Source organism: Mycolicibacter senuensis, from assembly GCF_003284925.1.
Lineage (GTDB): Bacteria > Actinomycetota > Actinomycetes > Mycobacteriales > Mycobacteriaceae > Mycobacterium > Mycobacterium algericum_A.
On sequence record NZ_QMEX01000041.1, the window covers coordinates 1 to 22450 of the forward strand.

Consider the following 22450-nt stretch of genomic DNA (forward strand, 5'->3'; position numbering starts at 1 on the left):
GCTCGACGAGCCGTTGGCCGGGCTCGATGTGGCTGCGGCCGACGCGGTGCGCACCGTGCTGCGTGAGGTCATCGCCACCACTCGCCGCACCACGGTGCTGGTCACCCATGACCTGCTCGACGTGTTCGCGCTGGCCGATCGGGTACTGGTGCTCGAGTCGGGTAGGGTTGCCGAAATCGGTGGCACGGCAGAGGTTTTGGCCGCACCCCGCAGTCGATTCGGGGCGCGCATCGCCGGTTTCAATCTGGTGGCCGGGGTGATCGAAAGCGACGGTGTGCTACGCACCCGGTGGGGCGATCGGTGGCACGGAATCGCCGACGACGGCTCGGGCGTCGGCCGGCCGGCTGTCGCGGTGTGTACACCCCGGGCGGTTGCGGTGTATCGGGAGCCGCCGGCGCACGGCAGCCCGCGCAACCTCGTGGCGGTGACCGTCGCCGAACTGGACGCACGGGGCAGCGCGATCCAGGTACGCGGTGTCGACCAGCCGGACGGCGCGCCCGGACTGGCCGCCGACATCACCGCCGAGGCCGCCGGCGAGTTGCGGCTGGCGCCGGGCGAGCCGGTCTGGTTCGGCGTCAAGGCGCAGGAAGTGACCTTGCGGGCGACACACCCCGGCATGGCGTAACTTGCGTAGCGGTCCGGACGCGGTAGGTTTTTCTGCCATGAAGCAGGTGGACCTGACCTCAACGGCTCACAGGGGCATTCGGGCGGTGGCTGCGACGACGTGGGCCACCGCGATCGCCGGTGCGCTGGCATTCGCCATGGCGTCGCCGGCCTCCGCGGACCCGCCGCCGCCACCACCGCCGGCGCCGCCCGCCACGGCCGATGCGCCACCGGCCGACGCACCGCCCCCCGCCGACGGGCACGCACCGGCGCCGGCCGCCGAGCCGGGCGCACCCGAGGTGGGCCGGGTCGACGACGTGGCCGGCGGATTCAGCTACGTGCTGCCCGGCGGCTGGGTGCAGTCCGACACCAGCCACCTGGAATACGGATCCTCGCTGCTGAGCAAGCAGACCGGAGATCCGATGCTGCCCGGGCAGCCCGCACCGGTGGCCAACGACACCCGGATCGTGCTCGGCAAGCTGGATCAGCGGCTCTACGCCAGCGCCGAGACCGACAACGCCAAGGCCGCCACCCGGCTCGGATCCGACATGGGCGAATTCTTCATGCCCTACCCCGGGACCCGCGCCAACCAGGAAAGCACTCAGCTGGCGGGCGGCGGCCTGACCGGCAGCGCGTCCTACTACGAGGTCAAGTTCACCGACCCGGCCAAACCGGTCGGCCAGATCTGGAGCGGCGTCATCGGTGTGCCGCCGGCCGACGGCGGCACCGGCGCCCAGACCGAGCGGTGGTTCGTGGTGTGGCTGGGAACCGCGAACAACCCGGTGGACCGGGAGGCGGCCAAAGTGCTGACGGAGTCCATCCGTCCGCTGACTGCGGCTCCGGCCCCGGTCGAGCCGGCGCCCGCTCCGGTGCCCGGCATCCCGGGTATTCCGGCGCCCGCACCGGCGCCTGCTCCGGCTCCCGCACCGGCCCCGGAACCCGCCCCGGCGGCGCCGCCGGCGCCGGCGCCCGCATCCTGACCGATCGGCTGGCATAGTTTGCCGCGCAGCGGTGTAAAAGCCGCTAGCCTGGCGATATGACTGCGCAAACGCATGTGCTGGCGGCAACGGAATTCCTCGCCGAACGCTCGACGACGCTGACCAGTGTCGGCTGGATCGGCTACATCATCATCGGTGCCATCGCCGGCTGGTTGGCCGGCAAGATCGTCGGCGGCGGCGGCCGCGGTATTTTGATGAACATCGTGATCGGTGTCATCGGCGCATTGATCGGTGGTTTCCTGCTGAGCTTCTTCCTCGACACGGCCGGCGGTGGCTGGTGGTTCACGCTGTTCACCGCGACCTTGGGGTCGGTCCTGCTGCTTTGGCTGCTGGGATTGGTGCGCCGAGGCTGAACCGGCCTCCGGTCGCTGGGCGCACAATGTCGTCATGGGTGCGCAGTCCCCCGGGATGACCATGACCGCCTGGCGGGTCGATCATCCCGGTCCCATCGCCGGCGGGCCCTTGCACCGGGTCAGCGCCGCGGTGCCTCGGCCGCAGCCCGCGGAGTTGCTGGTCGCGGTGCGCGCCTGCGGGGTGTGCCGCACCGACTTGCACGTCACCGAAGGTGACCTACCGGTGCACCGCGCCGGGGTCACCCCTGGCCACGAGGTGGTCGGCGAGGTCGTCGAGGTGGGCGCCGAAGCCGGCGAGGACTTCGCGGTGGGGGATCGGGTCGGAATCGCCTGGCTACGGCACACCTGCGGAACCTGCCGATACTGCCGTCGGGGCGATGAGAACCTGTGCCCGCGGTCGCGCTACACCGGCTGGGATGACGACGGCGGTTATGCGGAATTCGCCACCGTCCCAGCCGCGTTCGCCCATCATCTGCCCGGCGGCTACAGCGACACCGAGTTGGCGCCGCTGCTGTGCGCCGGCATCATCGGCTACCGCTCGTTGAAACTCGCCGACCTGCCGCCCGGCGGCCGGCTGGGAATCTACGGGTTCGGCGGCAGTGCGCACATCACCGCGCAGGTCGCGTTGGCCCGTGGCGCCGAGGTGCACGTGATGACCCGGGATCCGCAGGCTCGGGAGCTGGCGCTGCAGCTGGGTGCGGCCTCGGTCCAGGGGGCGGCCGACCCGCCGCCGGTGCGGTTGGACTCGGCCATCCTGTTCGCGCCGGTCGGCGAGCTGGTGCCGCCCGCCTGCCAGGCCCTGGATCGCGGTGGCACGTGCGCGATCGCCGGAATCCATCTGAGCGATATCCCGCCGCTGAACTACCAGCGCGACCTGTTCTACGAACGCCGGATCCGGTCGGTGACGTCGAACAGCCGCGCTGACGCCCGCGAGTTCCTCGACTTCGCCGCGGCGCACCACATCACCGTGACGACGCCGGAGTACTCGCTGGGCGACGCCGACCGGGCACTGGCGGACCTTGCCGCGGGCCGGATCGCCGGGGCGGCGGTGTTGGTGGTGTGAACCGCCGGCTCAGGCCGACAGTTGCCAGACCAGGGCGGCCGCGAGGGCACCCACCCCGTTGAGCGACCAGTGCAGGGCGATCGGAGCGATGAGGCTGCCGCTGCGGCGACGCAGCCAGCTGAACACGAAACCGGCCACCCCGGTGGCCAGCACCGCCAGCGTCACGCCGGCCACCATGCCCAAGAACCCGCCGCCGAACAGCCGGGTAAATCCGACATTGCTGCTGGTCAGCCCGAGTGAGGTCGCCACATGCCACAACCCGAACAGCAGCGAGCCCGCCGCGGCGACGCCGCGGAACCCCCAGGCCCGGTGCAACGCGCCGTGCAGCGCGCCGCGGAACGCCAGCTCTTCGGGGATGACGGTCTGCAGCGGGATGACCAGCATCGAGGCCACCACTGCGCCGGACAGGGTGGCGTAATGGTTGTTCAAGAACATCGGCCTGGTCCAGGGCAGTAAGGCGCCGATGGCGATCACCGACACCACGACCAGTACCGCCGCGACGGCGTAACCGACCCCGGACTTCCAGTGGGCGCGGCCCAGACCGAGCTCCGCCCAGCTCAGACCATTGCAGCGGACCAGGGCCACCAAACCGACGGCGACCGCGGGCACCGTGGCCACCGCCGCCCAGGGCGTGGTGAAATGCGCGACCAGGTTGGCCATCACCAAGACCACCACGACGACGGCGACGTCGACGAAGGCGCGAAACTGGTTCAGCGCCGCGAGTTGCGACACCAACGGATGCCGCCCCCCGGACGCCGCGAAATCGTGGCAAGGCATTGGTCGGATTCTACGCCCGCCTGGAAGCTGACGCAGTCCGGTCAGTATGCGCGCGGCTCAAGACAGCTCAGCGGGGACCGTGGGTCGTGCACAGCACTCGCGCCGGGTCTCCGGTTGCGGTCTGTCGGCTGACGACCTTTCCGTTGACGCTGACCGTGCAGCTCAGCGTGCCGGGGCCGGCACCCTGGGCGCTCACCGAGTAGACGGCGGGATTGGTCATGTTGGTCATCCGGCCGGTCAGCTCGATCGACCAGGGCAACGGGGCGTTGGTGGCGTGGGACTGACCGTTCTGGGTCTGGTAGGTGATGTAGCCGGCGACGCCGGTTCCGGTCAGGTCATAGCGGACGGGCACCAAGGTGAGGTCCGGCGTCGCGCCGGCCGGGGTGACACCGACGACGGTCGCCGAGGCGACGAGCACGCCGAACAGCAGCATTGTCGCCTTGCGAAGCGTCCGGACCGGTGACGGGTGAACAGTCATGGCCGTCACCTTATCTCGCCGTCGGCTTCAGAAACGTCCGTTCGCCACGTCCAGTCGGCGATCCGGGGGTCGTCCTCACCGTGCACGCGGGTGTAGAGCCGCGCGGCCAGCCGGGCATCAACCATCTGCTGGCGCAGCAGCGCGCTGCGCTCAGCCAAACCCGGCACCCGGTCGATGACGTCCATCACCAGATGGAAGCGATCCAGGTCATTGAGCATCACCATGTCGAATGGGGTGGTGGTGGTACCGCGCTCGCGATACCCGCGCACGTGCAGCTGGTCGTGGTTGGTGCGCCGATAGGTCAGCCGGTGGATCAGCCAGGCATAGCCGTGGTAGGCGAAGATCACCGGCTTGTCGCGGGTGAACAAGGCGTCGAATTCGCTGTCGGGCAACCCGTGCGGATGCTCGGTGGCAGGCTGCAGCCGCATGATGTCCACCACGTTGACCACCCGCACGGCAAGGCCGGGCAGCTCCCGGCGCAGGATGTCCGCGGCGGCCAGCGTTTCGAGGGTGGGGACGTCGCCGGCGCAGGCCAGCACCACATCCGGCTCACCGGTGGCGGTGCCGGCCCAGTCCCAAATGCCCAGTCCCCGGGTGCAGTGCGCCACCGCTTCGGGCATGTCCAGGTAGGCCAGTGCCGGCTGCTTGCCGGCGACGATCACGTTCACGTAGTTGCGGCTGCGCAGGCAGTGGTCGGCCACCGACAGCAGGGTGTTGCCGTCCGGCGGTAGGTAGACCCGCACCACCTCGGGGCGCTTGTTGGCCACCAGGTCGATGAAGCCGGGGTCCTGGTGGGACGCGCCGTTGTGGTCCTGGCGCCAAACATGGGAGGTCAGCAGGTAATTGAGTGAGGCGATCGGCCGGCGCCACGGCAGCTCGCGGCTGACCGCAAGCCACTTGGCGTGCTGGTTGAACATCGAGTCGACGATGTGCACGAACGCCTCATAGCAGTTGAACAGCCCATGTCGGCCGGTCAGCAGATAGCCCTCCAGCCAGCCCTGGCAGAGGTGTTCGGAGAGCACTTCGAGCACCCTGCCGTCGGGGGCTACGTGATCGTCCCCGGGTGCGGTTTCCGACAGCCAGACCCGGTCGGTCGTCTCGAATACCGCTGAAAGGCGATTCGAAGCGGTTTCGTCGGGGCCCATCAACCGGAACCGATCGCGGTTGCGGTCGATGACGTCGCGCAGGAAGGTTCCCAGCACGCGGGTGGCCTCGTGGGTCTCGGTGGCCGGCCGGGACACCGGCACGGCGTAGTCCCGGAAGTCGGGCAGGTCCAGGTCGCGCAGCAGCAAGCCGCCGTTCGCGTGCGGGTTGGCGCTCATCCGGCGGTTTCCGCGCGGCGCCAGTGCGGCCAGCTCCGGCTGCAGCCGGCCCGATTCGTCGAACAGCTCCGTCGGCCGGTAACCGCGCAACCATTCCTCCAGCTGCCTGCGGTGCCCGGGATCGGTGCGGGTCGCAGCGAGCGGCACCTGATGGGCGCGCCAGGTGCCCTCCACCTGCTGACCGTCCACTTTGGCCGGCCCCGTCCAGCCCTTCGGGGTGCGCAGCACGATCATCGGCCACACCGGCCGCATGGTCGAGCCGTCGGCGCGCGCGGCGCGGCGGATCGCCGCGATGTCGTCGAACGCGTCGTCGAGTGCGGCCGCCAGCGACCGGTGCACGACGGCCGGATCGTCACCGGCGACGGTGATCGGCCGGTACCCGTAGCCGCGCAGCAGCGCCTCCAACTCCGATTGGGGGATCCGGGCCAGGACGGTCGGATTGGCGATCTTGTAGCCGTTGAGATGCAGGATGGGCAGTACCGCGCCGTCGACGGCGGGGTTGAGGAATTTGTTCGAATGCCAGCTGGCGGCCAGCGGTCCGGTCTCGGCCTCGCCGTCGCCGATGACACAGGCCACCACCAACTCCGGGTTGTCGAAGGCCGCGCCGAAGGCATGCGCCAGCGCGTAGCCCAGTTCGCCGCCCTCATGGATGGAGCCCGGCGTCTCGGCGGCCACGTGGCTGGGTATCCCACCGGGAAATGAGAACTGCCGGAACAATTTTCGTAGGCCTTCGGCATTCTCCTCAATGCCGGTGTACACCTGGCTGTAGGTGCCTTCCAGGTAGGCGTTGGCGACCAGCGCCGGGCCGCCGTGACCGGGCCCGGTGACGAAGATGACGTCGGCGTCGCGCTCGCGGATAACCCGATTCAGGTGGGCGTAGAGCAGGTTCAGGCCGGGGGTGGTGCCCCAGTGCCCCAACAGCCGCGGCTTGACGTGCTCGGCCTGCAGCGGTTCGGTCAGCAGCGGGTTGTCCAGCAGATAGATCTGGCCCACCGACAGGTAGTTGGCGGCCCGCCAGTAGGCGTCGATGCGTGCCAGGTCGTCGTCGGAGAGTGTGGGGGATGTCGGTGCCGTGGTCTCTGCACTCATCTCTGCGATTGTCCACGCCGACGCGGACCGGCGGCAACCGTTCATTACCCTGGCCATGTGCTGCTGGAGTCGGTTCGCGTCCTGGATCTGGCTGGTGGTGACGCCGACGCGGTCACCAGGTTGCTCGCCGACCTGGGCGCCGACGTGCTCAAGGTCGAGCCCCCCGGCGGCAGTCCGGCGCGCCGCCTTGCCCCACTGCTGGGGGGCGTGAGCATCTCCTTCGGGTTGCACAACGCCAACAAGCGAAGCGTCATCCTGGATCCGGCCGACGAACGGGACCGCCGCCGGTTCGACGAGCTGGCGCGCACCGCCGACATCGTCGTGGATGGCGGCCCGCCCGGGCGCACCGCCGCCCTGGGGACCTCGCGGTTCGGGACCTCGTGCGGTGAACTGGCCGACCGGTACCGCCACCTGGTGACGATGTCGGTCACCGACTTCGGCATGAGCGGGCCGCGTTCGCACTGGCGGGCCACCGACGCGGTGCTCTACGCCCTCTCCGGTGCGCTGTCGCGATCAGAGCCGACCACCGGAGCACCGGTGCTGCCGCCGGACGGGATAGCCTCGGCGACCGCGGCGGTGCAGGCCGCCTGGGCGGTGCTGGTGGCCTACTACAACCGGTTACGTTGCGGCGTCGGCGATTACATCGACTTCGCCCGCTTCGATGCGGTGGTCACGGTGCTCGATCCGATCTTCGGCTCGCAGGGCCAGGTGGCAGCGGCCCGCCGCGGGGCGAGTCGCTGGCGTGGCCGGCCCCGCAACCAGGACGCCTACCCGATCTATCCGTGCCGGGACGGTTACGTACGGCTGTGCGTGATGTCGCCGCGACAGTGGCGCGGGTTGCGGGCGTGGCTGGGGGAGCCGGCCGCCTACGCCGACCCCAGATTCGACGTGATCGGTGAGCGGTTCGCGGCCTGGCCGCAGATCAGCGTGCTGGTTCGCGAGCTGTTCGCCGAGCAGGACATGGCCGATCTGGTCACGGCCGGACAGGCGCGCGGCGTGCCGATCGCCGCCGTGGGCGAACCGGCGCAGGTGCTGGCCGGTGAACATTTCGCGGCGGCGCGGGCCGCGGTCAGCGCCGAACTGGCCCCCGGTGTCGCTGCGCTGATACCGGCCGGCTATTTCGTGGTCGACGGGCGCCGTGCCGGTTTCCGCACGCCGGCGCCGGCGGCCGGTGGTGGCGGCGCCGGGTGGCGAGCCCGGCCGGACGTGCCGGCGGGCGGCGGCGCGGTCGGTGCGCGCCCGTTCGAGGGGATGCGGATCGTCGATTTGGGGGTCATCGTGGCCGGCGGTGAGGCCAGCCGGCTCTTCGGCGACCTGGGCGCAGAGATCATCAAGGTGGAGAGTGCCGACTACCCGGACGGGCTGCGGCAGACCCGCGCCGGATCGGCGATGAGCGAGTCGTTCGCCTGGACGCACCGCAACAACTTCGGGTTCGGCCTGGATCTGCGCAGCCCGGCCGGCAAGGAGATCTTCGGTCGGCTGGTGGGTGGCGCCGACGCGGTACTGGCCAACTTCAAACCGGGAACCCTTGCCGCCCTGGGGTTCTGCTACGAAACGCTGCGGGGCATCAACCCGCAGGTGGTGCTGGCCGAGAGCAGCGCGTTCGGGGAGAGCGGGCCCTGGAGCGACCGGATGGGCTATGGCCCGCTGGTGCGTGCCACCACCGGGGTCACCGCGTTGTGGACCGCTCCGCCGGGCCCGGAGGGCACCCAGCGCGCGGCAGCGACGGGGCGCCACGCCTTCTATGACGCCACCACCGTATTCCCCGACCATGTGGTCGCGCGGGTCACCGCCATCGGCGCGCTGGCAGCGCTGATAGCCGGCCGGCGAACCGGCGCCGGAGCCCATGTCCACGTCTCGCAGGCCGAGGCAGCCGTCAACCAACTCGACACCTGCTACGTGGCGCGGGCCGCGGGACCGTCGGTGGTGCCGGACACCGGGCTGGACCTGGTCTGCCCGTGTTCCGGCGACGACGAGTGGTGCGTGGTCTCGATTCGCACCGATGACGATTGGCACCGTGTGGCGGCGGCATTCGGCGACGCGGCGTTGGCCGCCGACCCGCGCTTCGGCACCGGTGAGCACCGCAGCGCCCACCGTGCCGAACTCGTCGAGCAGCTGAGCCGGCATACCGGTGAGCGCACTCCGGCCGATGTCGCCGGGCTGCTGCAGGCGGCCGGGGTGGCGGCCGGGCCGATGAACCGGCCACCCGACATCGCCGAGGATCCCCAGCTGAGCCACCGCGCGGTGTTCGCCGACATGATCCATCCGCTCATCGAGCACCCACTGCCGGCTGAAACCGGTCCGGCGCCGTACCGCAATATCCCGCAGGCGCCGCAACGGCCGGCGCCGCTCCCCGGCCAGGACACCCGGGCGATCTGCCGTGCCGTGCTCGGGCTCGACGACAACGAGACCGAGCGGTTGATCGCCGACGGCGTGCTGTTCGCCGCAGATTAGTCCGACTCGACGGTGCCGCTGCGATTCCGCGACGCCTGCTGGGTCACTCACCCACCGAACGGGGTTCGGCATAGTGGTGCGCGAACACATCGGCCGGAACCGGCCATTGGTCGCCGTGATCGCCCTTGACCACCCAGTCCCCGTCGGCGGCTACGGTAGGGCCCTCCAGGGTCTCGATTCTCTCTCCCGGCTGGGCTATTCGCGCGAGGACCGTTCCGCGCCGTTGCCATTGCGATCCGCTCAGATGGCGGTAGCAGGATCGGAAGATGTCGTCGCGCACCGACCAGCTCTTGCCGTCCTCTTCGACCAACCAGTCGCCGGGGCCGGCCTGCATCGTCGCTCCGGACGGGGAGGTCCAGGTCCATGGCCCGGCTCGCTGCTCGGCGCGGACGGTCCCGACCCTGGCGAATGACTGCCATACCGGACGGGACCGGTAGCCGAGCTGGCGAAGACTCCACAGCGTGTTCGCCACGCTCAGCAGGACGCCGTCGAGCAGCGCAGGATCGGTTTCGATGACAGACCAGTCGACCAGCTTGTCGTGGATCCGGTGCCGATCGTCTCGGTTCGGGCCATATCGCCAACCGTTGCGGTGGTAGTAGTGGCACCAGTCTTCGTGTTCGGTACGGGCCATCGCGATGGCTGAATCGTGGTCGAAGCCCAGCTGAGCGAGTTGTTCCAGGGGCGGTAAACCGGCCATGTCTCGCTCGGCCAGCGGGGCCGGTGCGCTGCCCCAGGTGTCCCAGGTGTGATCGGCGACCTGCTCGACCATCCACAAGGCATTGCGGACCTGGCGCCGGTTCGACCCGCGGTAGAACTCGTCGAGTTCGTCCCACGGCAACCGCGAGGGCAGCGGTCGCGCCTGCGGACCACTGCTGGCGAGGTAGCGCCCGTGGATGAGGCTGGCGGCCCGCTCCCAGGCGTCGGATGCTTGCCCGTCGGACATCTGCAGCATCAGCCGGAAAGTACGGAGCCGGCCCACAATCGGTATCGGGTTGTCACTGACCCGGCTGTCGGGATCCCAGCTGTAGACCGGCATCGTGGTGAAGCGGGCCGCCAACCGGCTTCCGGTGGTGGCCGGGCCACGGGGACCACGTGACCAGTCGTCGACGAATATGGCGGCACTGGTCGCCGTATCACCGGCATCGATCAGCTGGGCCAAGGTCGGCACCGTCGGTGCGCTGGACACCACGTCGATGTCCGGACCGGTCGCGATGAGTCCTATTTGCGCGCGGTGGAATTCGTGGTCTCGCTGGTATTCGGCGGCGTCCTCGCCGACCAGTATGAGGGCCGGCAACGCCGACTCGGATGGGGCGGTGTAGTAGTCGTGCTCCAATTTACGGCGGGTCAGGTCGGCGCAGAGCGCCAGGGTCAACTGCGAAGTGCCGCACACGAATACCCGCCGAATAGTCTTGGCTGCGACGATATTGTCGAGCAGCCAGCGGGCGGTCACTTCGTACTTTCCGATGATGTCGACGGCCCATCGCGCATCAGCCCCGCCGAATTGCTGGGCGCGCCAGGCCTCGGCCTGCCACGGATCGTCGACCCTGAGCACCAGAGGCAGTCGTCGCGGCTGGCGGCGTGAATCGGCGAGGGCCTGGCTGATCGTGTCCAGCCACAGCCGGTTGTTGGAGGCGTCACTCGACAACAGGTACAAACTCGCGAGATTGCGCCACAGCGACAGCGATTCCAGCGAGGCCGGGTTGTTGAGGTCTACCGAGAGCACCCGGGCTCCCAGGGCTCGCGCGCCGTATAGGCCGCGGTCGTCGGCGGCGTCGAACATCACGACGAGCGTGTCGCGCCGGCCCAGCGTCTGCGCAATGCCGCCGATCATCGCCCCGGAGTCGTCATCGACACCGATCACCGCGGTGACAGCGGAGGCGTGATTGGCCTGCCAGCGATCCAGCTGGGATCGGAACAGGGCGACCGCGACACCGGAGAGTCCGGTGAAAATGGCGCCGAGTGCCGCCAGTCGTGCCACGATCAGGGCGGCCGGCGTGGTGGTAGGGCAGACCTGCCCACTCATCGAGAGGTCTGTCATGCCGCCTTTGATCAGTACCGCCGTCCAGATCAGCGGCTGGAAGAAGCTCGGATGAGTGTCGTCGTGGCATTCCCAGAACGAGCTCAGGCCCAGTAGCGCGCCCACGGTGGCAAGTCCGGCGACTATCGCGACCGGGGCGCTTCCCGATCGGGTGTCGCCCTGGCCGCGAATACTCAGCACACAGAGCGTGACCAGGACGGTCACGGTGAGGGCGACCGACGGCAACGATCCGGGGCGCCCGAACCAGCCCAGCCACGCCGGTAACCGGTCGGCGGTGTCCGGCCACCGGGCGAGTACGCACAGCCATGCGATCACGGTGACGGCCAGGGCCGACAGGGCCAGATGGGCGGCACGGCGAGACGTGACGAGGGAACGCATTCGCGTGACTGCACGGGCGCCTGTGCATTGTTCCGGACTCGGGCTCACTGTTCTGTCCTGTTGGTATTGCGGGATGGAGTTTACTCGGTATGCTTCTTCCCACGTCGAGCTTTCCGGAGGCGCTCATGCTCTTCGTGAGTCACGCCAGCCAAGACCGGTCGGCCATTGACGCCCTGCTGCTCGTGTTGCGGCGCACCCGCCAGGGTGTGTGGCTGGACGATGAACTGGGCGGCGGCGAGGCCTGGTGGCAGACCATCCTCGAGAAGATTCGCGAATGCGACGTCTTCATCGTTGCGTTGTCGAACAACTCACTGGCCTCCAAACCCTGCCGAGCGGAGCTGGCGTACGCCCAGGCGCTACGCCGCCCGATTCTTCCCGTCCAGATCGGCCCGGTCGACAGCGTGCGGGTCACCCCGCTTGCCGCCACGCAGATCATCGACTTCCGGAACCCGAACTCCGACAATGAAATCCGGTTGATCGAAGCGCTGCAGAAGCGAACGGCTCAACTGGAGCCGCTGCCGGTGCCGCTACCCGCCGAGCCGGAGGTGCCCTTCGCCTATCTGATGCGGCTGGCCGGCATCCTTGCCAGCCCAGAGTTGAGCCATCATGAGCAGGCCGGGTTGGTCTCGGAACTGCGCAACAAGCTTGACGAGGACTGTGCCGATCCGACCGCCCACCGCGACATCGTTCGGCTGCTGTATCTGCTGCGCGACCGGCCCGATGTCACCTGGCGCACCAGAAGCGACGTCGATGCGATGCTGAGCACCTGCGACGCCAACCTCGCAACCCCGGCCGGTGGGATGACCACGGTACCGTTCGCGGCCCCGCGCCCCGCGCTGTCACGGCAGTCGACACCCCAGCGCACGGTGGCACTGTCGTCGGGTGCGCAACCGGTCGTCGAGCCGGCACCGGGTCCGCAACCTGCCGGGGAGTCAGCGACCGAGCGGGCCCGGCCGGTCGCGATCGCCGCGACCGATTCGGTTGCGGCCGGCCCGCGGCGAAGGTGGCCGTCGCGCAACAGGTGGTTTCTCGCCGGCGGTGTCGTCGTCGCGGTGATCGGCACGATTCTGGTTGCGATCCCGCGCAACCACCCCGGCCTCGCCATGCTCGGTGACAGCGAACTCGACGCCATCATGGGTGTTTCCGGAATGAAAGCCCTTGAAGGTGAACCCCAGCACGCCAAGCACACCAGCGGTGTGGTTGAAGTGTCGCCGCCGGATTGTGCGGGTGTGCTCTACCCGGGTCTGGACCGCACATATCGGAACAGCGGAAGCCAACAGCTGACCTGGCGGGTGTCCGAGGCCGGCGCCGGGGTGGCACGCGCCGGACTCGACGGAAACCGCTTCGTCGACCAGGACGTGGCGAAGTTCCCCGCTGATACCGACCGGGCCCTGGCGTTCGTCAGGGCCGCGGCGCTCCCGTGGCGGGCTTGTGCCGGGCAGACGGTGACCGCTGTTTACGGCGGAACCGACGCCTTCACCTGGAATATCGGCGAGGTCACCGGCGACGCGCCGAAGATCACTCAGTCGTTCAGCCTCGACGGCCGCAACGGTTACAGCTGCCAGCGGGTGTTGGGGACCGTGGCCGACAAGGTCATCGATGTCAAGGCCTGCGGGGACCACATCGGCGACCAAGCCAACCGGATCGCCGGGAGGCTGGCCGCCAAACTCACCGATAATCCGCCCTTCTGATCTGAACGCCGCGACGCCGGCGGGCGCGCGCCGCAGATTAGTCTTACGCCCATGCCCGTCGACCCCCGGACGCCGGTGCTGATCGGCTACGGCCAGATCAACCACCGCGACGACCACGATCCCGTCGAACCCGTCGATCTGATGGCCGCGGCGGCGCGCCACGCCGCCGACGATCGGGTGCTGCGCGCCGTCGACTCGATCCGGGTGGTGAACCTGCTCTCGGCGCGCTACCGCGATCCGGGTGTGCTGCTTGCGCAGCGGATCGGCGCCGACCGGCCCGCCACACGCTACAGCCCGATGGGTGGCAATGTGCCACAGTCGCTGTTGAATCGAGCCTGCCTGGACATCCAGGACGGCCGCGCCGGGGTGGTGCTGCTGGCCGGCGGTGAGATGTGGCGCACCCGCAGCCGGCTGCGGGCCGCCGGCGGCAGGCTGGCCTGGACCCGGCAGGACGATGCGGAGGTTCCACTCGCCGAATGTGAGGGCGAGGACGTGCCGTTGTCGGGTGCCGCCGAGGAACGCATCGGGTTGGACCGGCCCGCTTACGTCTACCCGCTGTTCGAGCAGGCACTGCGCATCGCGGCCGGGGAGACCATCGACGGCCACCGCCGGCGCATCGGTGAGCTGTGGGCGCGGTTCAACGCGGTCGCCGTGGCCAACCCGCATGCTTGGATCCGCGAACCCGTTGGAGCCGAAGAAATCTGGCGGCCAGGGCAGAAGAACCGGATGATCAGCTGGCCCTACACCAAGTTGATGAACTCCAACAACATGGTCGACCAGGCCGCGGCGCTGGTACTGACCTCCGTTCAGGGCGCCACCGAACTGCGGATCCCGTCGGAGCGCTGGATCTTTCCCCAGGCCGGTGCCGATGCCCACGACACTTATGCGATCGGTGCCCGCGACGAACTGCACCGCTCACCGGCGATCCGGATCGCGGGGAAGTGCGCACTGGAACTGGCGGGCGTCGGTGAGATCGGCGATATCGATTACGTCGACCTGTACTCGTGCTTCCCGTCGGCGGTCCAGGTCGCCGCGGCCGAGCTGGGTCTGCCCACCGATGACCCGGCCCGGCCGCTGACCGTGACCGGCGGGCTGACCTTCGCCGGCGGGCCGTGGAACAACTACGTGATGCATTCGATAGCCACCCTGGCTGAACTGCTGGTCGCCAACCCGGGCCGGCGCGGGCTGATCACCGCCAACGGCGGCTACCTGACCAAGCACAGCATGGGGGTGTACGGCACCGAACCGCCCGCATCCGGATTCCGCTGGCAGGACGTTCAATCCGCGGTGGACGCCCACCCGACCCGGCCGGAGCTCACGCAGTGGCAGGGGACGGGCGCGGTGGAGTCGTGGACCACGCCGTTCGACCGGGACGGCAAGCCCCAGCAGATTTTCCTTGCGGTCCGCACACCCGACGGGTCACGAACCATGGCGGTGAGCCGCGATCGGGACACCGCCGACGCGAGCGTGCGCGAGGACATCGCCGGTGCGACCGTCGACGTGCACGTGGACGGCACCGCGACGCTGCGGTAGCGCACCCGCCGCCGCTCAGCGCGACAGCTCGCTCAGCGGCGCCGCCGGGTCTGCCAGCCGGTCGGGATCGACGGGTTCCTGCGACCTGACCAGGGCCTTGATGTCATCGAGGCCTTCCCAGATGTTGACGTTCATCCCGGCCAGCACGCGGTTGTCGTCGCCGAGCCAGAAGCTGGTGTACTCGCGCGCGTCGGTGTCGCCACGGAAGACCACGCGGGAGTAGCCGGGGGCATGTCCGACGTACTCCATGCCGAGATCGTATTGGTCGGTGAAAAAGTAAGGCAGCTCGGCGTATTCGCCCGGATCACCGAGCATTCCCGCCGCCGCGACCGCCGGTTGTTTGAGTGCGTTCGCCCAGTGTTCGGTGCGGATCCGGGTTGCCAGCAACGGATGCTGGGCCGCCGCGATATCACCGACCGCGTAGATGTCGGGATCGCTGCTGCACAGGCTCGCGTCCACCAGGACACCGCCATCCCCGGTGGCAAGGCCGGCCTGCTCGGCCAGCTCGATGTTGGGTTGTGCGCCCACGGCGACCAGCACCGCGCCCGCGCTGATCTGCGAGCCGTCCGCCAACCGCAGGCCGGTGGCGGCGCCGTCGGCCGTGGTGATCTCGGCAACCGCCGACCCCAGGCGCAGGTCGACGCCGTGGTCACGGTGCAGGGCGGCGAAGATCGCGCCGTTCTCGGCGCCGAGGCTGGCCAGCAGCGGCAGTGTGGCCGTCTCCACCACTGTCACGTCGACGCCGCGCTGGCGGGCCGCCGCGGCCACCTCCATGCCGATCCAGCCGGCACCCACCACTGCCAGCGGGGCGCCCGAGGCCAGTGCGGAATCCAGCGCAGCGGCGTCGTCGACCGTGCGCAGATAGTGCACGCCGCGAGCGTCGGCACCCGGGATCGGTACCCGCCGGGAGCGCGAACCCGTGGCCAGCAGCAGCTTCTGGTAGCTCAGGCTGGTGCCGTCGGCCAGTTCGACGGTGTGACCGGCCCGGTCCACACCCACGACGCGGGCGCCGGAGCGAAAGTCGACATCGTGCTCGCGGTACCAGTCCTGTGGGTTCACGGTGAAGTCACCGAGAGCCTTCTTGCCGGCCAGGAATTCCTTGGACAGTGGCGGGCGCTCGTAGGGAAGATGCTGCTCTTCGCCGAGCAGAATGAGCGTTCCGCCGAAGTTCTTGTCGCGCAGCGCTTCCACGGCCTTGGCGCCGGCCAGGCCGGCGCCGACGATCACGAAGGTTGTTGATGTCGACACGCGATCCTCCGCTCTAGGCGCCGTTCACCGGCTACCTTACCGGCGATTCGGCCGGGCAGCGGGCTAATCGGCCAGCCGCTCACGGATATCGGCGTCGGAGGAGTAACGCACCAGCGCTGCCGCGAGTTCGGCGTTGCGGCCTTTCGACAGCGCACCGAGTTCGCTTGCGTCGCCGGGTAACCCGAGGTCACGCGCGGCGGCCAGCGCACGCTCGTCGAAGCTGGCCCGGGCCCAGGGCCACACGTCTTGGACCTCCCGCAGGAAGATGCTCGCACCGGTATCACCGATACCCTGGAACTCCGTGAGCAACTCGACGGCCGCGTCGACATTGCGCCCGCTGCGCTCCGCGAGCAGCCGCAGATCACCGCGATAGTTCTCCTGCACGGCTTCGGCGAGCTGCAGCAACCGAGTGGCCGAACTCTCGTCATAGCGGCGGTAGTGGGCGCGGCCCATGGCGTCGATCATGGTGCGGCGATCGGCCTCAAGAACTTTGTGTGGTGTGCGCAGGCCGCTCTTGAACAGCTCACGCGCCGCCCGGGCCGCGATGGCCGCGTCAATCGGCTTGCTGGCAAGCATGCACAGGGTCAGCAGCTGAAACAGCGGCATCGGCTGATTACGCAACCGGATACCGGCCTCCTGCGCGTAGGTCTTTCCGACCCGCCGCAGTAGCCGTCGCACCAGTTCCGTGTCGGTATGCACCGGCCGCGTATACCCGCTCGCGCCGCGCCACAAACGTTGGACCGCCCGGATCAGCCGCCGTCGAGCGGCACCCACCGCCGCAGCTGCGTCACGTGCTGCGGCGACAGCTCGGCGAGCTCGCTGACTCCCAGCAGTCGCATGGTGCGCCGGATCTGTTCGGCGAGGATGTCGATGACGCGCTGCACCCCGGCCTGACCGCCGGCCATCAGCCCGTACAGGTAGGCACGGCCGATCAAGGTACACCGGGCGCCCAGCGCCACCGCCGCCACGATGTCGGCGCCGGACATGATTCCGGTGTCCAGCAGGATCTCGGTGTCGGCACCGACCTCGCGCGCGACGTGGGGCAGCAGCGCAAAGGGCACCGGCGCCCGGTCGAGTTGGCGTCCGCCGTGGTTGGACAACACGATGCCGTCGGCGCCGAGATCGACCACGGCGCGGGCATCGGCGAGGGTCTGGATGCCCTTGACGACGAACCGGCCCGGCCACTGCGACCTGACCCAGGCCAGATCGTCGAAGGTCATGCTCGGGTCGAACATGCTGTCCATGTACTGCGCGACGGTGCCCGACCACCGGTCCAGCGACGCGAAGGACAGCGGTTCGGTGGTGAAGAGGTCGAACCACCAGGCCGGGTGCACGATCGCATCGGCGACGGCGCGCAGTGTCAGCGCCGGCGGGATGCTCATGCCGTTGCGGGTGTCGCGCCGCCGCGCTCCCGGGACCGGGGCGTCGACGGTCGCCAGCAGGGTGTCGTAGCCGGCGTCGGCGGCGCGGCGCAGCAGCGCCATCGACCGCTCGCGGTCGCGCCACATGTAGAGCTGAAACCACCGTCGGGCGCCGGGGGCGGCCGCGGCAACCTCTTCGATGGAGGCCGTGCCCAGCGTCGACAGTGAGAACGGGATCCCGGCGGCCTCGGCGGCTCGGGCGCCGGCCAGCTCACCGGCGGTGTGCATCAGCCGGGTGAAGCCGGTCGGCGCGATCGCGAACGGCAGCGCCACCGAAGCGCCCAGTACGTCGCGGCTGGTGTCGACGTCGGTGACGTCGCGCAAAATCGCCGGGTGAAATTCGATGTCGCGGAAGGCCTGTCGGGCCCGTTCCAGTGAGATCTCGTCCTCGGCGGCGCCGTCGGTGTAGTCGAAGGCGGCCCTGGGGGTGCGGCGCTGGGCGATGCGCCGCAGATCTTCGACGGTGAGCGCGGCATCCAGGCGCTGCGCGGTGCGATTGAGCCTGGGCCGGCGGAAGCGGATCAGCGGCGCGAAGTCGTGGAAGTTGGGGAATCGCCGCTCTATCGCCGCCACTGCTGACTCCTTTGCTATCGGCTCCGGGTTTTCCCAGGGTAGGAGTGATTGGTTGTCACGCGGCTCCGTACCGGCCGCAGCGTTTCGTCGAAAACCAGGCAAACGTGTACGACACCGTCATCGCCGAGCTGCATGACCGGCAGCCACTGAAGATTGCGGAAGCCCGCGCCTACCGGGATCACGAGCTGCTCGGCCGGCGGCTGCATGACTGCGCGTGGCTGGTCGACGCCGTGCGGGGAACACCGCAGCGGCTTCCGTCCGGTGCTGGACTGCTATTTCGGTGGCGCTGAGGATCCGGCGACCGTGGACCGCCTTGACGGATCCGACTCGGAGCCGCCGCGGCGCGGGTAGCGAGCGCGAAACAGCGCCTTCCAGTCTTCTTCGAATTCCGGTGCCGGTCCGTCGACCACCACTTTGGGTGCGACGGCGGTGATCGGAGCCAGATACGCACGGCCGGCATCGCTGCCTGCCATGAGAGCGGAGTCTACGGCGCGCGCCGGGCATTGCCCGGCGCGCGCCGATAGCGACTATCTAGGACGAGGCGGCCGGTAGCGCGTTGGCGGCGAAGATCGCCTGGGCCACCCCCGCCACGATCGAGGCGACCTTGAGGGCCTCCAGCACCGCCTCGCGGCCGACGCCCGCATCGCGGACGACCTGCTCGTGAGAGCCGACGCAGGCCTGGCAGCCGTTGATCGCCGAGACCGCGAAGCTCCACAGCTCGAAGGTGGCCTTGTCGACCCCCGGGTTGCCGATGATGTTCATCCGCAACCCGGGCCGCAGGTCGTCGTAGGCGCCGTCCAGGAAGTGCCGGCCACGGTAGAACACGTTGTTCATGCCCATGATCGACGCCGCACCCAGAGCGGCCTGGTAGGCCTCGGCCGACAGGTTGTCGGCCGCTTCGGAGCTGATCTCGGCGAACACCGTGGCGTTGCGTGTCGCCGCGGCGCTGGCCAGCAGGGTGCCCCAGAGCTGCTCCTCGTTCAGAGCGGTGGTGCGAGCGATCGAACTCAGGTTGAGCTTGAGGTCCTTGGCGAATTCCGGGACCGCGTTCTTGAGATTCTCAATGCTCATATGGCGCTATTCCTTTCATCGCCGGCGCGTCGCACCGTGTCGGCTCGGTCAGATCGATTCTTTGAGCAGTTCACCCACGTTGAGCGTCGGGTCGCCCTTCTTCCAGTTGCACGCGCACAGCTCATCGGACTGCAGCGCGTCGAGCACCCGTAGCACCTCGTCGACGTTGCGGCCCACCGAACCCGCGGTCACCGAGACGAACTGGATCTCGTTGTTGGGGTCGACGATGAAGGTCGCCCGGTCGGCGACGCCGTCGGCGTTGAGCACACCGGTGGCCTCGGCGAGCTCGCGCTTGAGGTCGGAGAGCATCGGGAACGGCAGCGTCTTGAGGTCCTCGTGCTGGAGACGCCAGTTGTAGTGGACGAACTCGTTGTCGATCGACACGCCCAGCACCTGCGCGTCGCGGTCGGCGAAGTCGTCGTTCAGCTTGCCGAAGGCAGCGATCTCGGTGGGGCAGACGAAGGTGAAGTCCTTGGGCCAGAAGAATACGATCCGCCACTTGCCCGGGTGGTCGTCGCTGGTGACGGTGGTGAAGAAGTCCTCGGGCCCTTTCGCGTCGACCTTCGACAGGTCGCCCGGGATCAGCGCGGTGAGCCGGTAGGACGGGAACTGGTCTCCGATGGTCAGCAGTGCCATGACACTCCTTTTGGTGTGAGATTTCGGGGCGCGGACGAGTTCAGTGCCCGCACACTCCATGTTGCCCTATCTGAATTAAAAATGAAAGGTGATACTTGGCACTATAATTATCGGTATGACCGATATAAGCTATCAGCCGACCCTGGCCGGACTGCGGGCATTCGCCGCGGTCGCCGAGAAGCACCACTTCAGCCTCGCGGCGGCCGGCCTGGGCCTGAGCCAGTCGACGTTGTCGCAGGCGTTGTCGTCACTGGAGTCCGGTCTGGGCATCCAGTTGATTGAGCGGTCCACCCGGCGGGTCTTTTTGACCGCCGAAGGGGAGCAGCTGCTGCCGCACGCCCACGCCGTGCTCGACGCGGCGGCGCAGTTCTCGGCGGCGGCGGCCGGGGTCGCCGATCCGCTGCAGGGGACCATGCGCCTGGGCATGATCCCGACCGTGGCGCCCTATGTGCTGCCCGCCGTGCTGGCCGGCATCTCGGAACGACTACCCGGCCTGAACCTGCGGGTGATCGAGGACCAGACGGTGCGACTGCTCACCGGGCTGCGGGAGGGCGCGGTGGACGCCGCGCTGCTGGCATTGCCGACCGAGACCACCGGCATGACCGAGATACCGATCTATGACGAGGATTTCGTGTTGGCGCTTCCGCCCGGACATGCGCTGGCCGGCAAGCGACGGGTCGCGCCTGCAGCCCTGGCGGACCTGCCGCTGTTGCTGCTCGACGAGGGACACTGCCTGCGGGATCAGGCGCTGGACATCTGCCGAAACGCCGGCGTGCGTGCCCAGTTGGCCAACACTCGCGCGGCGTCGCTGGGGACTGCGGTGCAGTGCGTGACCGGGGGACTGGGCGTGACGTTGATCCCGCAGACGGCGGTCGCGGTGGAAGCCGAGCGCAGTGGCTTGGCGCTGGCCTACTTCGCCGCGCCCCGACCGGGCCGGCGCATCGGGCTGGTGTTTCGGACCTCCAGTGGGCGGGAGGACTCCTACCGGCGGCTGGCGGGGATCATCGGCGACGTCATCGCCGCGCAACACCAGGTCGAGCTGGTCGCGTAACAGCCGTCGATCAGTGTGAACCGACCGGCGTGATGTCCAGGGCGAGGTGCCGCAGCGAACCGTTGACCGGGACGCTGGGGGTCGCTGCCAACGTGGCCTCGATGATGCCGCGGACCGTGCACCGGCACCTGCCGCAGTCGCCGCCTGCCCCGCACATTGCGGCAACCTCTTTCGACGTCGACGCACCGGCCGCGACGGCGTCGCTCACCATCTGGTTGGTGGCTCCGACACAAAGGCATACATACATGGCGATACCCCTACCGACCGTCGTCCACAGGCGTCATCAGATCGATTGCGGCAGCGAGCTTTCCGACAAACGGCCGGGGGTACCCAGCGGCCCCGGAGCCGATCATCCACTCCGCGGCGGTGTCCGGGTGGTCGATCCAGCGTTGCGCGCTTGCCGCACTGTCGATCTCCAGCAGCGTCATCACCTCATTCCCGTCGTCGACGGCCTGATACACCCACACCTTGCGCACGCCGGCCCCGGCAAATCGATCCAGTCCCCGGTGCACGTTGGCCATCAGATCCGCGGGATGGGCCACGGTGGACACCACCCCGACGATCACTTCTGAACCGGGTTGCTGCGGCCCGGGCTGGGTCAGGTTGATCTTCTCTTTGACCTCGCCGGCGAAGATCGCCGGCAAGTCGTTGACCCCGGAGCGGTCGAACCATTCGAAGACGGCGGGGGAGCGCAGCAACTCCTTGACCGGCACGCGGTGGCGCAGGCCGATCGTCACCAGCACCCGGTCGGTTTCAAACGCCGAGGTGTACAGCACCGCGTGGCGGGCGCCGAGGCTGCGAAGCGGCGCATGGTCGTCGCGGATCAGCGACCAGGTCCGGTCGACGTCGTCAACCCGGTAGTCCAGTGCCAGCACCAGCGAATGCGGGTCGTCGCGCCGGGACACACCATGGCCCGAACTGCCGACACGGCGGCCTGGCGTGGCGAGTCTCATGTTAGTAGAGTCTAACCTAACTTCAGCGCATCGCGTAGGGGTGGCCGGCGACTCGCTTTCGCCGAACGGCCGAGCCGATGCGCCGATTCGACGCGCCGAGACACGGGTAATCACCCGCGTGGCACATCCGACCTGCACTAGATTGAGATTCGGCGCGTTACGGCGATGAGTCACCCCGCCCGTCGCGGCCGGCATGCGAGGTTCTTCACCCCAGAGGAGTGATCATGCAAGGCGACCCGGAGGTCCTCAAACTGCTCAACGAGCAGCTGACCAGTGAACTCACCGCGATCAACCAGTACTTCCTGCACGCGAAGATGCAGGAGAACTGGGGCTTCACCGAGCTGGCCGGCCACACCCGCGAAGAGTCGATGGAGGAGATGCGCCACGCCGAGACGGTCACCGACCGGATTCTGGTGCTCGGCGGCCTGCCGAACTATCAGCGCATCGGCTCGCTGCGCATCGGCCAGACGATCCGCGAACAGTTCGAGAGCGACCTGGCGCTGGAAAACGATGTGCTCAACCGGCTGCGACCGGGCATCGTCATGTGCCGCGAAAAGCAGGACAGCACGACTGCCAAGATTCTCGAGGCCATCCTCGTCGATGAGGAATCCCATATCGACCATCTGGAAACGCAACTGGAGCTGATGGACAAGCTGGGCGAGGCGCTGTACGCGGCACAGTGCGTCTCCCGCCCGCCGACCACGTGACGACGCCCCCGGT

General features: G+C 68.8%; 22 protein-coding genes. 10 read left to right on the forward strand and 12 right to left on the reverse strand.

The genetic code is table 11. The features are described 5' to 3' along the window. The 4 genes from DQP56_RS11790 to DQP56_RS11805 form a co-directional block, all read left to right on the forward strand. Window positions 1-625: TOBE domain-containing protein (locus tag DQP56_RS11790; protein WP_165824994.1), on the forward strand; the 625-nt coding region annotated here is incomplete at its 5' end. 37 nt (window positions 626-662) lie between these two features. Further along, the gene (locus tag DQP56_RS11795) at window positions 663-1583 is read left to right on the forward strand and encodes an alanine and proline-rich secreted protein Apa (RefSeq protein WP_112685608.1); all 921 of its coding nucleotides are present in this window, start codon (window positions 663-665) and stop codon (window positions 1581-1583) included. A 56-nt stretch (window positions 1584-1639) separates the two neighbouring features. After that, on the forward strand, window positions 1640-1954 hold the full coding sequence (locus DQP56_RS11800; RefSeq protein ID WP_112685610.1) for a GlsB/YeaQ/YmgE family stress response membrane protein: 315 nt from the start codon (window positions 1640-1642) through the stop codon (window positions 1952-1954). 34 nt (window positions 1955-1988) lie between these two features. Continuing rightward, entirely contained in the window at window positions 1989-3017 is a 1029-nt protein-coding gene (locus DQP56_RS11805; protein WP_353617132.1) for a zinc-binding alcohol dehydrogenase family protein, read from the forward strand. 9 nt (window positions 3018-3026) lie between these two features. On the opposite strand, the gene DQP56_RS11810 is transcribed toward DQP56_RS11805, so the two are convergent. From DQP56_RS11810 to DQP56_RS11820, 3 genes are all read right to left on the reverse strand, one after another. Next, window positions 3027-3794 (reverse strand): CPBP family intramembrane glutamic endopeptidase, encoded by a 768-nt coding sequence (locus DQP56_RS11810; protein WP_112685614.1) that lies wholly within the window; start codon window positions 3792-3794, stop codon window positions 3027-3029. Window positions 3795-3861: 67 nt separating this feature from the next. Beyond that, window positions 3862-4272, reverse strand: coding sequence for an MmpS family transport accessory protein (locus tag DQP56_RS11815; RefSeq protein ID WP_234825625.1), 411 nt, complete (start codon window positions 4270-4272; stop codon window positions 3862-3864). 5 nt (window positions 4273-4277) lie between these two features. Then, window positions 4278-6683 (reverse strand): phosphoketolase family protein, encoded by a 2406-nt coding sequence (locus tag DQP56_RS11820; protein WP_112685618.1) that lies wholly within the window; start codon window positions 6681-6683, stop codon window positions 4278-4280. 57 nt (window positions 6684-6740) lie between these two features. Between DQP56_RS11820 and DQP56_RS11825 the strand changes: the two genes are divergently transcribed. Next, the gene (locus DQP56_RS11825; RefSeq protein ID WP_112685620.1) at window positions 6741-9137 is read left to right on the forward strand and encodes a CaiB/BaiF CoA-transferase family protein; all 2397 of its coding nucleotides are present in this window, start codon (window positions 6741-6743) and stop codon (window positions 9135-9137) included. Window positions 9138-9180: 43 nt separating this feature from the next. Here the strand turns inward: DQP56_RS11825 and DQP56_RS11830 are convergent, their stop codons facing one another. After that, the gene (locus tag DQP56_RS11830) at window positions 9181-11553 is read right to left on the reverse strand and encodes a hypothetical protein (RefSeq protein ID WP_112685622.1); all 2373 of its coding nucleotides are present in this window, start codon (window positions 11551-11553) and stop codon (window positions 9181-9183) included. A 125-nt stretch (window positions 11554-11678) separates the two neighbouring features. Here DQP56_RS11830 and DQP56_RS11835 point away from each other — a divergent pair, with 125 nt between their 5' ends. Together DQP56_RS11835 and DQP56_RS11840 are read left to right on the forward strand one after the other, a co-directional pair. Continuing rightward, on the forward strand, window positions 11679-13244 hold the full coding sequence (locus tag DQP56_RS11835) for a sensor domain-containing protein (protein ID WP_165824995.1): 1566 nt from the start codon (window positions 11679-11681) through the stop codon (window positions 13242-13244). A 51-nt stretch (window positions 13245-13295) separates the two neighbouring features. Next, window positions 13296-14777 (forward strand): acetyl-CoA acetyltransferase, encoded by a 1482-nt coding sequence (locus DQP56_RS11840; protein ID WP_112685626.1) that lies wholly within the window; start codon window positions 13296-13298, stop codon window positions 14775-14777. A gap of 15 nt (window positions 14778-14792) precedes the next feature. On the opposite strand, the gene DQP56_RS11845 is transcribed toward DQP56_RS11840, so the two are convergent. From DQP56_RS11845 to DQP56_RS11855, 3 genes are all read right to left on the reverse strand, one after another. Then, window positions 14793-16025 carry an NAD(P)/FAD-dependent oxidoreductase gene (locus tag DQP56_RS11845; RefSeq protein WP_112685628.1) on the reverse strand — a complete coding sequence of 411 codons (1233 nt, stop codon included), beginning with the start codon at window positions 16023-16025 and terminating at the stop codon, window positions 14793-14795. Window positions 16026-16088: 63 nt separating this feature from the next. Next, window positions 16089-16724 (reverse strand): endonuclease, encoded by a 636-nt coding sequence (locus DQP56_RS11850; RefSeq protein ID WP_112685650.1) that lies wholly within the window; start codon window positions 16722-16724, stop codon window positions 16089-16091. A gap of 50 nt (window positions 16725-16774) precedes the next feature. Beyond that, on the reverse strand, window positions 16775-18019 hold the full coding sequence (locus DQP56_RS11855; protein ID WP_112685630.1) for an alpha-hydroxy acid oxidase: 1245 nt from the start codon (window positions 18017-18019) through the stop codon (window positions 16775-16777). A gap of 104 nt (window positions 18020-18123) precedes the next feature. Here DQP56_RS11855 and DQP56_RS25255 point away from each other — a divergent pair, with 104 nt between their 5' ends. After that, window positions 18124-18309, forward strand: coding sequence for a hypothetical protein (locus DQP56_RS25255; protein ID WP_234825626.1), 186 nt, complete (start codon window positions 18124-18126; stop codon window positions 18307-18309). On the opposite strand, the gene DQP56_RS24715 is transcribed toward DQP56_RS25255, so the two are convergent. From DQP56_RS24715 to DQP56_RS11870, 3 genes are read right to left on the reverse strand one after another with little or no spacing between them, the layout of a single operon-like run. Then, on the reverse strand, window positions 18292-18492 hold the full coding sequence (locus tag DQP56_RS24715; RefSeq protein WP_165824993.1) for a hypothetical protein: 201 nt from the start codon (window positions 18490-18492) through the stop codon (window positions 18292-18294). The genes DQP56_RS25255 and DQP56_RS24715 overlap by 18 nt on opposite strands. Window positions 18493-18550: 58 nt before the next feature. After that, window positions 18551-19090 (reverse strand): alkylhydroperoxidase, AhpD family, encoded by a 540-nt coding sequence (gene ahpD / locus DQP56_RS11865; RefSeq protein ID WP_112685632.1) that lies wholly within the window; start codon window positions 19088-19090, stop codon window positions 18551-18553. Window positions 19091-19138: 48 nt separating this feature from the next. Further along, window positions 19139-19726 carry a peroxiredoxin gene (locus tag DQP56_RS11870; RefSeq protein WP_013828895.1) on the reverse strand — a complete coding sequence of 196 codons (588 nt, stop codon included), beginning with the start codon at window positions 19724-19726 and terminating at the stop codon, window positions 19139-19141. Window positions 19727-19841: 115 nt separating this feature from the next. Between DQP56_RS11870 and DQP56_RS11875 the strand changes: the two genes are divergently transcribed. Next, a complete protein-coding gene (locus DQP56_RS11875; RefSeq protein WP_013828896.1) occupies window positions 19842-20777 on the forward strand; it encodes a hydrogen peroxide-inducible genes activator in 936 nt (311 codons plus the stop codon). 10 nt (window positions 20778-20787) lie between these two features. Here DQP56_RS11875 and DQP56_RS11880 read toward each other — a convergent pair whose 3' ends face one another. Together DQP56_RS11880 and DQP56_RS11885 are read right to left on the reverse strand one after the other, a co-directional pair. Then, window positions 20788-21024 carry a (2Fe-2S)-binding protein gene (locus tag DQP56_RS11880; protein ID WP_112685634.1) on the reverse strand — a complete coding sequence of 79 codons (237 nt, stop codon included), beginning with the start codon at window positions 21022-21024 and terminating at the stop codon, window positions 20788-20790. Between the two features lie 10 nt (window positions 21025-21034). Further along, entirely contained in the window at window positions 21035-21730 is a 696-nt protein-coding gene (locus tag DQP56_RS11885; RefSeq protein WP_234825627.1) for a fatty-acid--CoA ligase, read from the reverse strand. 224 nt (window positions 21731-21954) lie between these two features. On the opposite strand from DQP56_RS11885, the gene bfr reads away from it, so the two are divergent. Then, the gene (gene bfr, locus DQP56_RS11890) at window positions 21955-22437 is read left to right on the forward strand and encodes a bacterioferritin (protein WP_112685652.1); all 483 of its coding nucleotides are present in this window, start codon (window positions 21955-21957) and stop codon (window positions 22435-22437) included. The last annotated feature ends 13 nt before the right edge of the window (window positions 22438-22450 follow it).